Consider the following 13,381-nt stretch of genomic DNA (forward strand, 5'->3'; position numbering starts at 1 on the left):
CAGGTGGCTCAGTTTTCAACCGTCACAATGGCTCAGTTTTCGACCGTCACTGACAGGTGAGGGCCAGTTCGCAGTCGAAGACAAATCACCCATCCTAAGCGCTGACTCAACCGATCCGTTCCTACGCGACCTTGCAGCAACCGAGAACCATCCCGGCCTGCTCAGGCGCAGAGACCTGATCGACGGAGAATTCGCGATCCTCTGGCTCACGCATGATGAGGTGGCTGCCGGCCCGACGGCACCTCGTCCCGATCTGCGTGCCGAGGGTGAGCATATCGATGAGTCACAGGGCACTAATGCTTGGGACCACATCGAACCGACCACCGACGTTTGGTTGATCCCGCGAGTGGATCCGAATGCTGGCAAGACACCCGTCGAACTCTGGGGAGATGAGGTCGGCCCCGACGGGTATGTCAATCCCATAACAAACGGGAGCCTCGCAGACTGGGCAGAACCCCTATTCGCCGTAAGTCACTTGGGCGGAACGGCCTTCCCCGTCCAAGCGATGCCTGATGGGCTCACTCCCTGGTACCTGGAACTGGAAGAGATCTCGGGACTCAACTTCGGCGGTGGCGGCAACGCTCAATTCGATCTGGAATCCGATACTTTCGACTGGGCCTGCGGATAGCGAAATAAGGCGAAGTCCCGTCAACAACCTGTTCGTAGGAGGATCCTCCAGAGGACGATCATCCTCTCAACTTGTTGCCTCGGGTGTTCGGATCGGGATTTCTGTTCAGGCTTCGGGAGATGCCTTTGCGGCGGAAGCAGCCATTTCCAATAACACGTTGAGCCGGTCCTCAAAAGTCTCCTGGGCTCCGAAAAATGCCTGATCAGTCAATCTGGGGCCGAAGGTATCAAATGCGTGAGCCTCAATTTCGGCGCCCTGCTTAGCCGCGCGAACTCGGATTGTTATCGCAACTGGCAAGTTCTTGCGACCCAGGGAGAGCAGATTGCCCCAGAGACGGTACTGCCAGTTTGATCCCGTTCGTATCTCGAGGGAGTCCTCGTCCTGTTGGATCTTTGCCTTCTCGGACGCGAACGCTGTGGAGATGGCCGCCAAGACCTCATCTGGAGAAAGCGGTGAGAACCACTGTTCGGTCTTTTCGAACATCGGCTTTGTTCGGCTTCCCGCTATCCCCATTGGTCTTCTCCTAACACTAGGAATTTGACGACAGCCTAGCCTTTGGAACGAAAGAAGGTGAGTGACCTTCCCAAAAACAAGTGTCCATTAGCCGGTCCTTGACCGAGGCCGCCCAGCCTACACGCACACCCAGCAGTAGAGCCCTTGCCCGGAGGCTTTGGATCGTCGGGCCAGGCCGGCCAAATCTTTTAGGAAGCCGGCAAGAAGCGCCGGGTCAGCTGCGTTCCAGAACTCCTCAGTCTCCGACCATGGGATCGCCACCCGCTCAAGAGCCTCGTCGGAAGCGGTGGCCAACGCTGTGGAAAGGGGCTCCGTTAGGGTCAGTACAAGACGCTCCCCGCCATCCCGATCCGCGAGGGCTTGCCCGCTCCGTGGATCGTCCATGACTTCGTCGAAGGACCGTCCGGTGAGCAGCTCTTCTAGTGTTCCCAGCTGCACAACGGGATCAATACCGTTGCCGGATACCGTGTCGAATACTGCCGCCTCCTGGTAGGTCACGGCCGCCGGTGCCGCCGGTTGGCGTTTGCGGCCGAAGATGCCTCGCCGGGGCTCGGCCGGCGGAGCGATCGTCGTCTGGGATCCGGGACCGCCGACACGATCGATCACCGAGGCTGCTTCCTCATCGGAGGCAGCAGAGAAGTAGTCAAAAAGAACACCCACGATCGACATTCTCCACTACGTGAGGACGCCCCGACTAAGCCGGGCCGGCAACGAAGTCCGAACCAAGTGCGCCTTTTGGTGAACTACCGTCAACTTCATAAATCACCGCCCGCTAGCCGGTCGATCACCGTGCCGCGGTAACCCGGCGGCCGGGCCGCGCAGTTGCTGGCCCACGCCATGTACGTAAGACCCGCACGATCAAATGCACGATGACGGGGGGATTACTGCAACCATCTCTTCGCCGCCCTGCCACACGCCCCCGCAACGTGATCCGCATCCACGGCTCAAGCACGGGAATGTCCACGAACCCAAGGTCCAGTTTGTCCCCCAGTGGTCCATGGCACCGAGGTGATGTTCTCCGGCGGCCAGGTTGACCGGCCCGGCTGATCGGCGCTGGTCCAGGCGCTGACCGAAGGCGGCCTCGACTGTTGCCAAGCGTTCGGGGAGGTGGTCCGTGAGGGTGAGTTCGCCGTCGTTGGCTGCTTCCGGATGCCAGCGCAGCATCGCGCCGTCGCCCGGCTCTTCGCGTGCGGGAGGTGGACAGCACGTCAGCTCCGTGGTTGCGTTGAACGGTCGTCATTGCCGCCAACAGGAGGAACCACAGTGGGCAAGCTAGCACTTATCACGGGCGCCAGCTCTGGAATCGGCCAGGCATTCGCCGAACGCCTGGCCGCCGACGGTTACGATCTGGTGATCGTGGGCCGACGGCAGGAACGCTTGGAACAGTTCGCCGATTCGCACCCTCAGACTACGGTCCGGGCCGTCGTCGCCGACCTGTCAACGCCGGTGGGTATCGACACGGTCGCCGGGATCTGCGCAACCGAGCCGGTAACAATGCTCGTGAACAACGCCGGCGTCGCGCACTACATGCCTTTCGCCGAACTTCCCACCGACAAGGCCACGGAACTCGTCAACGTCAAGGTCCTCGCGCCCACCATGCTCAGCCGGGCGGCAATCCCGGGCATGCAGGAACGCGGCGGGGGAACCATCATCAACGTGTCCGGCATGATCGCCTTCGGCGGCCCGGCCCCGCACGCCCAGATGCCCCGCCGCGTCGTCTACGGCGGCAGCCTGGCGTACCTCGTCGCGATGTCCCAGACCCTCAGCGCGGAACTGGAGGGCACCGGAATCACGGTGCAAGTCGTGTGCCCGGGAGTGGTGGCCACCGAGTTCCACGAGCGCCAAGGGATGGACTTGAGCAGGATGCCGCGGATGAGCGCCGCCGACGTCGTCACGGCAAGCTTGCGCGGCCTGGAAATGGGCGAAACCGTCTGCGCACCGGGCGTGGAGGACGTCGGCCTTCTCGATGCCGTCTTCCACGCAGACCTCGCCGCTTTCGGAGGGCAGAGCCCCGAGCTCGCCACGCGGTATCGGTAAATTCCGAGTATATTCCGCGAACGAAAGTTGATGCGATCCTCCGGAAACGGTCCTAGAGTGTTGGCCATGGCTATCGCACGGTTCCCGGTCGTGGTACTCGACTGTCCCGACCCCAAGGCCCTGGCTGAGTTCTACAGCGCCCTGCTCGAGTGGAAAGTCGAGCGGAACGACGACGACTGGTGGTCCATCCGCGCCGATTACGGCGATTCGCTGGCCTTCCAGAAAGTCGACTCCTTCACGCCGCCACAATGGCCCGGCCAGGACGTTCCGCAGCAGATGCACCTCGACGTCGTGGTGGACGACCTCGACGCCGCTGAGGCAGCTGTGCTCGAGCTCGGCGCGACCAAGCACGAGAATCAGCCGGGAACGACATTCCGGGTGTTTCTTGACCCGGCCGGTCATCCTTTGTGCCTCTGCCTGGACTGACGACACATCGGTCAGGATCGGAGAAGCGGTCGGTGGGGCCTCGGCTTAAAGTCGAAAAATCACGGGGCTACGGCGGCGCCGGCCCGTTCACCGACCCGGACGGGTTTGCATGGGAGCCGGCGTCAGCGTGAGCTGGGAGGGATGCCGCGGGTAGCCGCGCTAACGCGAGTTCCATCGGAACCAGCGGATTCCGATGAAGGCGAACACGACGACGTACCCCACGCAGGCCAAGAGCGAGTAGGTGTCCTGACCGCTCCAGGCAGACTGGTTCAGGACATCCGAGAAGAGTGCCAGGAGGGCTCCGACCGGGGACCAGTCCGCGATGGTTTGCATCGCGTCCCCGAGGATGCCGCTTCCTCCGAGGAGGCCGAGGAGCAACAAGAAGATCATGAGCAACCGGCCGATCGCGCTGACGGCGTTGGTGGACTGAACCAAGCCGACCAGGGCTTGTCCGATGGCCAGGAACATTGCCGCTCCGAGGACCGCAATGATGATGACCAAGAGGTATTGGCCGATGTTGAGCGTGAGCCCGTGAACGATGGCGCCGACGATGACGACAATGATGGAGGCGAGCAGGTTCGTGGCTATTTGGACGACAAGGCGGCTCGTCATGATCATCCAGTTGGGCGCCGGGGTGACGCGGAGCCTTTGCAGCACACCGATCTCACGGTCGTGGGCCAGAGCCAAGGTGAATCCGAGCAGGCACGAGGTGAGTAGGCCAAGGGTCAACGCCAATCCGATGAGGAGGTTTGACCCTCCGAGCCGAGATTGTGATTTGCCAAAGCTTGTGACCACAAGGATGACGACCGGCAGCAGGGCGCTCAAAACAAGTGAAGTCTTACTGTTGAGCATCACAATGGAGTCCGCGCGAAGCAACGAACCCATGGCGAGGCCGCGAGGTGGGCGGACAGTGGCGACGCTGGTGTTAGTCACGGATCTCACTTCCAGTCAGTCCGATGAACACGTCTTCCAAGGTCGGTGCGCCGTGGGCGACCGAAAGCACCCGCGGATCGTCCCTGTGTTTGTCGATCAGCTCCGACGGCTTGCCGATGGTGAGCAGTACCCCGTGATCGATGATCGCGACCCGGTCACACACCGCCTGAGCCTCCTCCATCGAGTGCGTGGTCAGAAGAATGCTGTTGCCTTCGCCACGGAGTTCCTCGATGCGACGCCATAGTCCACGGCGTGACTGGGGGTCCAGCCCGGCGGTGGGTTCGTCCAGCAAGAGCAGGAGGGGGTTGTGAATCGTGGCAATGAACAGTGCAAGCCGCTGCTGCTGCCCACCCGACAACTGTTTGAACCTTTTGCCCAGTTCTTCTTCAAGCCCTATGGAACGCATGCTCATCCCGATTTGCGTGCGCGAGAGTTTTACCCCGTAAAGCCCGCCGTAGAGCTTCGCGATCTGTTGAATAGTCAATTCGGCCTGGAAACTGGAGGACTGCAGTTGCACCCCGAGCCGCGCTTTCGCGTCCAGCGGCTCTTCTTGAACGTCGATTCCGTCCACCAGCAGCCGCCCGGATTTCGGCGTAACCAGCCCTTCGATGGCGCTGAGTGTGCTCGTCTTCCCCGCACCGTTCGGGCCCAGCAGGCCGAAGATCTCACCCCGGTGAATCTGAAAACTCACACCGTCGACGACGGTCCGCGCACCGTACGCGACGTACAAGTCGCTGATGTCCAAAACCGGCCGTTGTGCCGGCACATTCACTTCACTCATCGAGCCGCATCCCCCTCAGGGTGGCCAAGCAGCCCCATGGCAGGGCGCCGTTGCGATGAGTCTATATCCGGGAACCTGATGTTTTGATGGGAACCGACACGGCGCCCTACACAGCCCGATCCGCGCGTTCCCAATGTTCGCGCAGCAACGCGCCGAGCCGCTCGGGTTCGATCCGGTGCGGGGGGTCGAAGTGATGGCGATCGGGGAACATTTCGAGGCGGAAGTCAGGGAAAACCGTCGACAAACGCTCGGCGACCTCGCCGTAGTCGTCCGGGTTGCTGAGGCCGCCGAGGACGAAGAACACCGGCCGAGCGAACGCCGCAAGCCGTTCCCGATCCAGATCGTAAATCTTGAAGTCCCGCAGGAATGCCCTGATCCCCGCCGGCCGCTTGGCCATCCACGGCGGCGGTCCGCCCTCGGGCGGTGGCGGAAGGACGACGTCGGGCTTCACGCCCAGCCTCATGAAAGCGGCCATGAACTGATCAGGCGGCAGTAATTCCAGCGCCTCATACTCCTTCCAGAGCTGGGTGTGCCCCGGGCTCCAGTCCCAGCTTCCCGCCCACGCGGGCTCCAGGAGTGTGAGACTGCGCAGTCTCTGTGGATGATTGGCGGTGAACGCCAAAGACGCAGCCCCGCCACCGGAATAGCCGAGCAAGTGGAATGTCTCCCAGCCGCGGGCGTCGGCTTCGCGCAGGACACCCTCGATTTCCGTGTCCAGGCTCCAGCCAGGCGGCGGCTCATCGCCGTCGTACAGTTCAAGGTCCTTCGCGACGGCGTCGACGTCGGGACCCAGCGCGTCGATCAGCGCCCCGTACGCGGGTTGGGCCGGAAGAACGCTTCCGGGAAGAAGGATGACCCGAATCGGTTCCATGGCGGAACTCTACGCCGCTTGAGGCTCCAGGGGAGGGGGAGGCGAGCTATATTCCAGGGGAGAGGACAGCGACCCCGGCGTGAAGTGCGGCGCGCGGCAGATGAAGGATTTTGACAAATAGTAGCCATCCGCCCAAAGGCCTGTATGCTTGTAGCTGTTGTTGTGTTTGGCATTTGGTAGTTCAGGCAGTTCCCGCGGTTCATCAACCGCGACCTTCTGAAGTAACGGTGGAGAACACCCCACACCGGAGGCCCGACAGTCGGGACAACCTCCACCTTCAGTAAGGAAACTGAAAAAATGGCTACAGGTATCGTCAAGTGGTTCAACTCCGAAAAGGGCTTCGGCTTCATCTCCCCGGAAGATGGCAGCCAGGACGTTTTCGCTCACTACTCTGCAATTAACTCGGGCGGCTACCGCTCCCTCGAAGAGAACCAGAAGGTTTCCTTCGATGTCGAGCAGGGCCCCAAGGGTCCCCAGGCAGTAAACATCCAGGCTCTCTAAGCTTCGGATTTCAAAAAGCAGGACCGGTCAATGACCGGTCCTGCTTTTTTGTGCCCTCTTTTTTGGGTTGCGTGGGGTTTCTTTCGACGCGCAAATTACCCGGGGATGCGCCAGATCCCTGTCGACACCTGAATTCGGGTAGCGACAGGGATTTGGCGTGTCGCCCAGCTTTTGCTGTAGCAGTGTGATCCAGCAGAATCCGGCGATGTCCCTGGGGTGTGTCCTGTGTAACCCTTATTCGCAGGCTATCCCGTCGCCATCCCTGTCCAATGCGGGCCTGTAGCCTGGCTGCCCCCGATAGATCGGTGCGGCGCCGGCTGCCCGGGCGGCCGTACAGTTCGCGTAGTAAACGGACGACGGCGGCGCGACCGGCTGTACCTGCCTGGCCTGGGCTTGGTCTTGTTGTGCCTTCGCTGCAGCAGCATCGGCGGCAGCCTTCGCCTGGGCGGCAGCCTGAGCTGACGCTGCCTGAGCTGCAGCGGCATCGGCAGCCGCTTTGTCAGATGCAGCCTTGTCTGCCGCCGCCTTCGCAGCCGCTGCGGCTGCAGCCGCGCGCGCATCCGTTACCCTCTTGGACTCTGAGCTTTCCATCCAAAGCAGGACTCCCGCGTCGGACTTTGTGCAGATGAATTGCTTGGGTGGATAGCTCTCAGTCGCGTTCTCCGTCACGCAGGACGCGGTTTTCGGCGCGGTCGGCGTCGGCGTTGGTGTTGGGGTGGGAGTCGCCGAACCCGAAGCCGATGCCGATTGGGTGGCACCGGCCTGCGAAATTGTTGGGCTGGCTCCGCCGCAGGCGGCAAGGGAGAGCGCCGCGGCGGTGGTCGTGACGACAGTGAGGACTTTGAAAATAGACGTGCGAGATTTCAAGAAGCGGTGCGACGCGTGCTCTATTTCCCCGTTGTTTTCAGGCGCGCGAGTATTCACTTATTGCCTCTATGATTCTTATTTCGACGCGAATGTCAGCAGATCCTGGCATCTGAAATGCGAGAAAAGAGAAGAAGTTGTCCACATAGAGAAGAAGGCCTCTTGACGAGGCCCTCGAGATCAGATCGTACGGCTCGTATTAGAATATTTGTTCGATCAAGAAAAGATATATTCGAATAAATATCCACATGCACGAGGTTCGGTCTGGAGGCGGCCACGAAACCCCCGTAGCGTCAAAAACATGAGACCGCCACCAGGAGAGCCATGGAGAAACCCCTGCCAAACCACACCCCCTTCGACGCCGGCGGAACACTGAGATTTCACTGGGGCACACGTAGATGGGAAGTAAAACCCCACGTCGGCACACGTAGACGCATCCCCGAGCACACTGAGTTTCGCCAAAACACCACTGAGATGGCTGTTTCGCAATCTACGGTTGCCCTTGGAGCGAGGTTCGTCGGCGCACCTGGGGGAATCCACGGGAATGCGTGGGAAGTCCGCCTGCCAACGCCCCGGCTGTTGGCAGGAACAGTTGAATCGTCTGGACCTTGCACCACCTTTGGCCCGGAGAGCGTTGGATCAGCGCAGCAGAGAAAGTTGGATCGCGAGTGTTCGATCAAGAAGTCCGGCGAACGCTGGACTACGTTGCTCGCGGAATGATGGTTCGAATTGTCGGTGCGCCTGGCAGCGGCCGTACAAGCGTGGTGCAAAAAGCTATTGCTGACCTGGAAAAGACCGGAGCAACGGTTTATTCCATTTCGGGACTCCGCTCACACCGCGGAATACCATTTGGTGGAATTCATAGCCTGAGCCTGGATATTCGAATAGGTCAGTTCGGAGTTCTGGGTGTGGCTGACACCCTGGCAAGCCGGCTCTCACGGCCGGGAGAGCGCGTGCTTGTCGTCGATGACCTCGAGTTTGTCGACGCGGAGACAATAGCGGTTCTGGATGCCGTCCGCCGTCGGACGAAACGGCCCATGATCGTCACCATGAGCGAGCCATCCATCTACTCGATGGCACAGCCGGCCGTGCTCAGCCCCGGCCCCGAAGCCAGGGTCCACCTGAATCCTCTCCGCTACGAGCAGGTGAACGAGCTCATCACCGACGTCCTGGGAGCTCCGGCGGACGCTGACACCACCGCCCGCATCCTGACGAAATCGGCAGGGAACCCGCGGCTTGTGGTTCGCATCGCGGAAACTGCCGCGCTCAGTGACTCGATTGTCCTCCGCCACGGGCAGTGGCACATGAAAGGCGACTCCCTGTGGAATGAGCACCTCCATGGCACGGTGCAATCCCTCCTCGAAGGACTTGAATCCGACGAACTCACGGGCCTTCAGGCCATGGCCATCGCCGGGACGGCGCCTCTCGATGTGCTGCAACAAGTGGTCCATTCAGATGTTCTCGACAGGCTTGAGCAGCGCGGCCTCATTTCAGTCATGGAGGATCTCCACACCAATGTCAGCGCTTCGATCACCCCACCGATCCTTGCCGACTATTTCCGTGGTCAAAGGGTGCTCACAAGCAGACGGGTCTTGAAGAGCCGGATCACGCGAGCCCTCAGTGGATTGCCGCAGGAATCCCTCGTTGACGGCAACTCAGCTGATTCGCTGGTGAGGGTCCTGGCCGCGCTGCGCCTTGAACGTAGCTCCGACGACGCAGCCACGGCGCGCCACTTTCACGAGCAAATCTCCGTCCTGGAGCGCCAACGCTACGAGCTGTGGGATGCCAACAGATCGGTATCGAACGCGGTGGCGCTTCTGAGCGTCTACTGGGGCTCGCCGATCGACGCTTCGAGAATTGAGCGTGTACTTGCCCAGACCTTGACCCCGGGCGGAGAGTCGTGCGAACTCCTGTTCCTGGCATTCACCAAAGCACTTTGGGCGATCCATAAAGGCAAAGGACTGGATTCTGCAGCTGGCGCACTCAGGAGCTTCGGTAAGGAACGTCCCGAATGGTCCGCCGAAGCCGAAGCGGCGGAACTTTTCCTCAGGGCTTCCTATGAGCGAATGCCGGAGAATCTCGACGAAACCTTCGCGCAGCTGCACGATCGCCACCCTGAAAGCGGTGTCATTTCCAGCATCCGAGGGATTCTGGAACTCTATCGCTTCAACCCTTCCGCCGCGCTCAAAGCCATCGACACCTCCAACGGGTTAAGGGGCATTCCAGGAGCCGAACCGTTCATCCGCGGAATGGCCCTTTTCAGCTCGGGTCGGATTGATGAATCGATTGTCTTTGCCCTCGACCAGCGCTCAGAAGCCCGCCGCAACCTGGACCAATTCGGGATGGTTTCCACTACCTATGTTGCTGCCCAAGCCCTCATGTACCGCGGCTATTTCGACGATGCCGAGTACCTCATGAGCAGCATCTTTGCCATGGGGCGGCCAGGCTTCCTCGTGGCTTCCCTTCACGACGCCATGCTGAGGCTCGCTGGACTGAGGACCGCGACGTCGGCGATCCTGCCAGCAGCAACCCTGGCCACCCAGGCGCGGCGCGAAGCTGAAGACATCGGACCACTCCCCGGGACCGCACGAGGAGTCTACGAACTGGTCGCCGCGCGGCCCCTTATCCCCGCTGTATTCGACGCCAAAGCCGCGAAACTCATCCAACGGCAGCTCGAACGAGGCTATGTGCTGGAGGCGATCTATTCCGCGCTGTTCTTCACGTGCCTGCTCCCTGGCCGATTGGTTCTCGAATTCCTTCGGCAGACCTTGAAGGAGTATGCCCCCTCCACGTCCCATGATCAGCTTGTGGCAATTGCTGCCGCGGTGGTGGAGGACGACCATCAAATGCTGGGCGTGCTGCTCGAACACTATGAGCCCGACGCCGATTTCTACCAGGTACGGATGCTGCTCCGCGGTGCTTTCAAGCGGTATGCCTTCGTGGACAATACCGTCGGGGCGGCCGCGATGGACCGGGCGTACTCCATGTTCGCGACACGTTTTCCCTCGGAGGATGAGCCCATCGCGTTTAGTTCGGGGAGCTACTCGCCCCTGACCGTCCGGGAAATTGAGATAGCCGCCCTGGCCGGTCATCGCTCGAACCCCGAGATCGCCGAGCATCTCGGAATCAGTATCCGGACCGTGGAAAGCCACATCTCCAACGCGCTGCGCAAGACGGGAAGCCCGTCCCGCACCGCACTCTTCGACCTTGTCCGGGAATCGTCTCCGTTCCGGGAGAAACGGCCTTCCGAGTGAGCCGACATGGTGGTTTCCTGACTACAGCGTTGCTCCTTCCGGCTTGAAGACGAAGGAATGGCTAACGGTCAGTTGGTCCGGAACTGTGTGGGAGATGAGGACCACCACCTTGTGCTGCGCCCATTCGCCGAGCTCGCAAGTCAGGGCCTCGATGCCCTGGAGGTCCATGCCATTGAAAGGTTCATCGATGGCGACCACGGGGGTATCGGCAACGGTGCACATGAGCAACCAGAGCTTCCGGATGTTGCCCGTCGACAGCATGGAGACGGGCTGTTCAGCCCAGTCCTGCAGTCCATATTTGGCCAGTCGGGCGAGTCCGGCCTCCGGGCCGACCTGGCGGCTGCGGGCCGCAAGAGCCAGATGATCGCGAACAGTCATGGAGGGGTAGAGGGCCGGCGTCGTGCGGCAGACGCTCCGTACGTGTCGCGCGTCGGGAGAGCCAGCGTCGATACCGCACAGGCGAACGCTTCCGGCCCAAGGCTGGAGGAAGCCGCTGATGAGCTCAAGGAAGGTCGACTTTCCGCTGCCATTGCTGCCCGCCACCCGGTAGAGTCCCGGCCCGCTCATGCTGAGGCTGAGTCCCTCAAGGATAGGTAAGCCCTGCCGGTAGCCGACGGTTACAGAGTCAATCTCGATCGAAGTCTCAAAAGACGTTGGCGTAGGCATACGGCGGCTCCCAGGATCAAGAGGATGGAATAGCCCGACAACAGCACGGTGCTGAACTCAGGGCTGAAAACAAGGATGAGCGAACAAGGAGAGATGAGGAGGAGCGTGAAAAGGGCGTCCATCACATCATTGGCTTTGGTGCCGTCGGTGGCGGCCGGCGGCCGGGAGAGCGATTCGGCGACGACTCCGGAGGCGGCGACGATCACGCCCGCGAGAACAGCACCGGGAACCGGAATGTCCAAGGCGAGAAGTGCCCCCAGGAAAACAAATCCACCAACGGCGGCCCCCGCCAAAACGTAGATCCCGACAAGGCGGACAACGATCGCGTTGGCGGAGTAGCCGTTCTCCCAGGCAAAGCGGTAGTGGTACAGCTTCGCGGTGGGCCCGATCCGATTCAGCATCGGTTCCGTAACTCCCAAGCTCAAGAGCACGGCAACACCGATCAAGGATTTGTGCAGTTCCCCGGAACCGAGAGCCGAGTGGACGGGAAGGATGCCCCTGGCGCCCAGGAGGATGCCAACGACGGCGATCCAGGCGAGGACGATGGTGCTGATCACAGAGCCTTGTTTGCTGCCCAACAGATCCGTGACGACGAATACCACGAACTTCGTCAGCGGTCTTTGCTTGCCGCGTCGCTCTGTACTGAAGGAAATCCTGTGATAGCTGAGGCGGCGCCATGCGCGGATGCTGAGGAGGATCAATGTCCCGGACGCAGCGGCCGCCAGCAAGCACAACGCTGGAAGGAAGGGCGAAGGGTCCTTGGCGAGGCCGCTGAACCGGGAGAGCTGAGGCAAGAGGAACCCGGTGACAGCCCCGGGCAAGAGCCCGAGGATGAGAGCCAAGAGGCAATACAGCCAATGGAGGCCTATCCGTTGTGCAGGTGTTGAAGCGAAATGGAGGACGCAGTAGGCACCTGCAGAGGAGGCGAAAACCAGGACGGAGACCGAAGCCAGCACGACGTTGAGGTAGCTCGTCGTCTCCTCTAAAAAGACAAGGAGGAATACCGCAGCCGAATACCAAAGGAGCCCCGTGCGGCGAAGTGCCGGGAGCAAGCCGTATCTCACAACAACCTGCGGGAGGGGAAGCTCCATCGCCCGGAAGAGTTCCAGGTGCGGAGTGCCGGAAACTGCGAGCCGTCGGCTCGAAATCACCTCGCTGAGAACCGTCGCCACAGCGGAGTAGAGGATCCCGAGGAATCCCCAATTGAGCACGGCGGCCGTGTCGTGGCGGAGCGGGCCGTCGCGGAGAACAGACATCGTGGAAGCGAACACCATAGTTGCGAGCACGGCCAGTGCTGTCGATCCGAAGACCGCGAGGGCCCTGAAGCCATCCAGGGTGAGCGGCAAACGCATCGCGTTGACGATTTCGAACGCCCGGAAGTCCCGCAGGATCCTGTAATCGGACCGGCGGACCGATGCGGCACGGACCCTGGCGTTCGACGTCCGGCCGGCATCTGCGACGGGAGAGACCGTGGTCCTCATCAGCACCTAGAACTTGCTCCTCGGACTCTTCTTCTGGACAGAGTCCATGAAGGCCACAATGGTGAGGACCGCTAGTCCGAGCGCACAAACGACGGCGATTGCCGACGTCGTTCCCTGGAACGGGACAACGATGAGCGGGCTGAGGGCCGCCGCGTTGGCAAAACCGGCGACGGCGAAAACAGCCGCCTTGAGCGGTAGCCATTTCCCGGCCGGGCTAAAGGCCGCAATCAACGGTGCCGCCACTCCGAAGACGAGAAGTATGGCGACTGCCCCGTTCTTCACGGCGAGCGGATCGATATTGTTGAGGCCTTCCGGGGCAGGAGAAGCCCACACGAGGCCGAGGGAAATGCCGGAGAATGCAGCGACCATGAGGCCCACGATTCGTAGAAGAAGGCTGTAAAGCTGAGTATTCATTGAGGGTTTCTG

General features: G+C 61.2%; 15 protein-coding genes and 1 pseudogene. 6 read left to right on the plus strand and 10 right to left on the minus strand.

The window, feature by feature from the left end:
* A pseudogene (locus tag QRN45_RS13860) lies at window positions 1-628 on the plus strand (hypothetical protein); the annotation flags it as partial.
* Window positions 629-733: 105 nt separating this feature from the next.
* On the opposite strand, the gene QRN45_RS13865 reads toward QRN45_RS13860, so the two are convergent.
* From QRN45_RS13865 to QRN45_RS13875, 3 genes are all read right to left on the minus strand, one after another.
* Window positions 734-1,141 carry a hypothetical protein gene (locus QRN45_RS13865; RefSeq protein WP_284750852.1) on the minus strand — a complete coding sequence of 136 codons (408 nt, stop codon included), beginning with the start codon at window positions 1,139-1,141 and terminating at the stop codon, window positions 734-736.
* Between the two features lie 117 nt (window positions 1,142-1,258).
* Window positions 1,259-1,801, minus strand: a complete 543-nt coding sequence (locus QRN45_RS13870; protein ID WP_284750851.1) for a hypothetical protein — start codon at window positions 1,799-1,801, stop codon at window positions 1,259-1,261.
* A gap of 198 nt (window positions 1,802-1,999) precedes the next feature.
* On the minus strand, window positions 2,000-2,305 hold the full coding sequence (locus tag QRN45_RS13875; protein WP_284763727.1) for a hypothetical protein: 306 nt from the start codon (window positions 2,303-2,305) through the stop codon (window positions 2,000-2,002).
* A gap of 99 nt (window positions 2,306-2,404) precedes the next feature.
* Here QRN45_RS13875 and QRN45_RS13880 point away from each other — a divergent pair, with 99 nt between their 5' ends.
* On the plus strand, window positions 2,405-3,178 hold the full coding sequence (locus tag QRN45_RS13880) for an SDR family NAD(P)-dependent oxidoreductase (protein ID WP_284763728.1): 774 nt from the start codon (window positions 2,405-2,407) through the stop codon (window positions 3,176-3,178).
* A gap of 66 nt (window positions 3,179-3,244) precedes the next feature.
* Window positions 3,245-3,604, plus strand: coding sequence for a VOC family protein (locus QRN45_RS13885; protein WP_241710441.1), 360 nt, complete (start codon window positions 3,245-3,247; stop codon window positions 3,602-3,604).
* 159 nt (window positions 3,605-3,763) lie between these two features.
* Here QRN45_RS13885 and QRN45_RS13890 read toward each other — a convergent pair whose 3' ends face one another.
* The 3 genes from QRN45_RS13890 to QRN45_RS13900 form a co-directional block, all read right to left on the minus strand.
* Window positions 3,764-4,537, minus strand: a complete 774-nt coding sequence (locus tag QRN45_RS13890) for an ABC transporter permease (protein WP_241710442.1) — start codon at window positions 4,535-4,537, stop codon at window positions 3,764-3,766.
* Window positions 4,530-5,318: an ABC transporter ATP-binding protein gene (locus QRN45_RS13895; protein WP_242599002.1), complete on the minus strand. Its 789-nt coding sequence runs from the start codon at window positions 5,316-5,318 to the stop codon at window positions 4,530-4,532. The genes QRN45_RS13890 and QRN45_RS13895 overlap by 8 nt, the downstream gene beginning before the upstream one ends.
* A 106-nt stretch (window positions 5,319-5,424) precedes the next feature.
* Window positions 5,425-6,189: an alpha/beta fold hydrolase gene (locus QRN45_RS13900; RefSeq protein ID WP_241710444.1), complete on the minus strand. Its 765-nt coding sequence runs from the start codon at window positions 6,187-6,189 to the stop codon at window positions 5,425-5,427.
* Window positions 6,190-6,486: 297 nt separating this feature from the next.
* Here QRN45_RS13900 and cspE point away from each other — a divergent pair, with 297 nt between their 5' ends.
* Complete coding sequence (gene cspE, locus QRN45_RS13905) at window positions 6,487-6,690, plus strand: transcription antiterminator/RNA stability regulator CspE (protein WP_028266315.1); 204 nt, start codon at window positions 6,487-6,489, stop codon at window positions 6,688-6,690.
* 234 nt (window positions 6,691-6,924) lie between these two features.
* Here the strand turns inward: cspE and QRN45_RS13910 are convergent, their stop codons facing one another.
* Entirely contained in the window at window positions 6,925-7,281 is a 357-nt protein-coding gene (locus QRN45_RS13910; RefSeq protein ID WP_350309780.1) for an excalibur calcium-binding domain-containing protein, read from the minus strand.
* Between the two features lie 124 nt (window positions 7,282-7,405).
* Between QRN45_RS13910 and QRN45_RS13915 the strand changes: the two genes are divergently transcribed.
* On the plus strand, window positions 7,406-7,720 hold the full coding sequence (locus QRN45_RS13915; protein ID WP_284763814.1) for a hypothetical protein: 315 nt from the start codon (window positions 7,406-7,408) through the stop codon (window positions 7,718-7,720).
* Between the two features lie 742 nt (window positions 7,721-8,462).
* Complete coding sequence (locus tag QRN45_RS13920; protein ID WP_284763729.1) at window positions 8,463-10,808, plus strand: helix-turn-helix transcriptional regulator; 2,346 nt, start codon at window positions 8,463-8,465, stop codon at window positions 10,806-10,808.
* Window positions 10,809-10,829: 21 nt separating this feature from the next.
* Here QRN45_RS13920 and QRN45_RS13925 read toward each other — a convergent pair whose 3' ends face one another.
* From QRN45_RS13925 to QRN45_RS13935, 3 genes are read right to left on the minus strand one after another with little or no spacing between them, the layout of a single operon-like run.
* Window positions 10,830-11,474 carry an ABC transporter ATP-binding protein gene (locus QRN45_RS13925; protein WP_284763730.1) on the minus strand — a complete coding sequence of 215 codons (645 nt, stop codon included), beginning with the start codon at window positions 11,472-11,474 and terminating at the stop codon, window positions 10,830-10,832.
* Entirely contained in the window at window positions 11,426-12,961 is a 1,536-nt protein-coding gene (locus tag QRN45_RS13930) for a hypothetical protein (RefSeq protein ID WP_284763731.1), read from the minus strand. The genes QRN45_RS13925 and QRN45_RS13930 overlap by 49 nt, the downstream gene beginning before the upstream one ends.
* Window positions 12,962-13,369, minus strand: coding sequence for a hypothetical protein (locus QRN45_RS13935; protein WP_284763732.1), 408 nt, complete (start codon window positions 13,367-13,369; stop codon window positions 12,962-12,964).
* Between the last annotated feature and the right edge of the window lie 12 nt (window positions 13,370-13,381).

The sequence above is a fragment of the Arthrobacter sp. efr-133-R2A-63 genome (assembly GCF_030209795.1).
Lineage (GTDB): Bacteria > Actinomycetota > Actinomycetes > Actinomycetales > Micrococcaceae > Arthrobacter > Arthrobacter bambusae_A.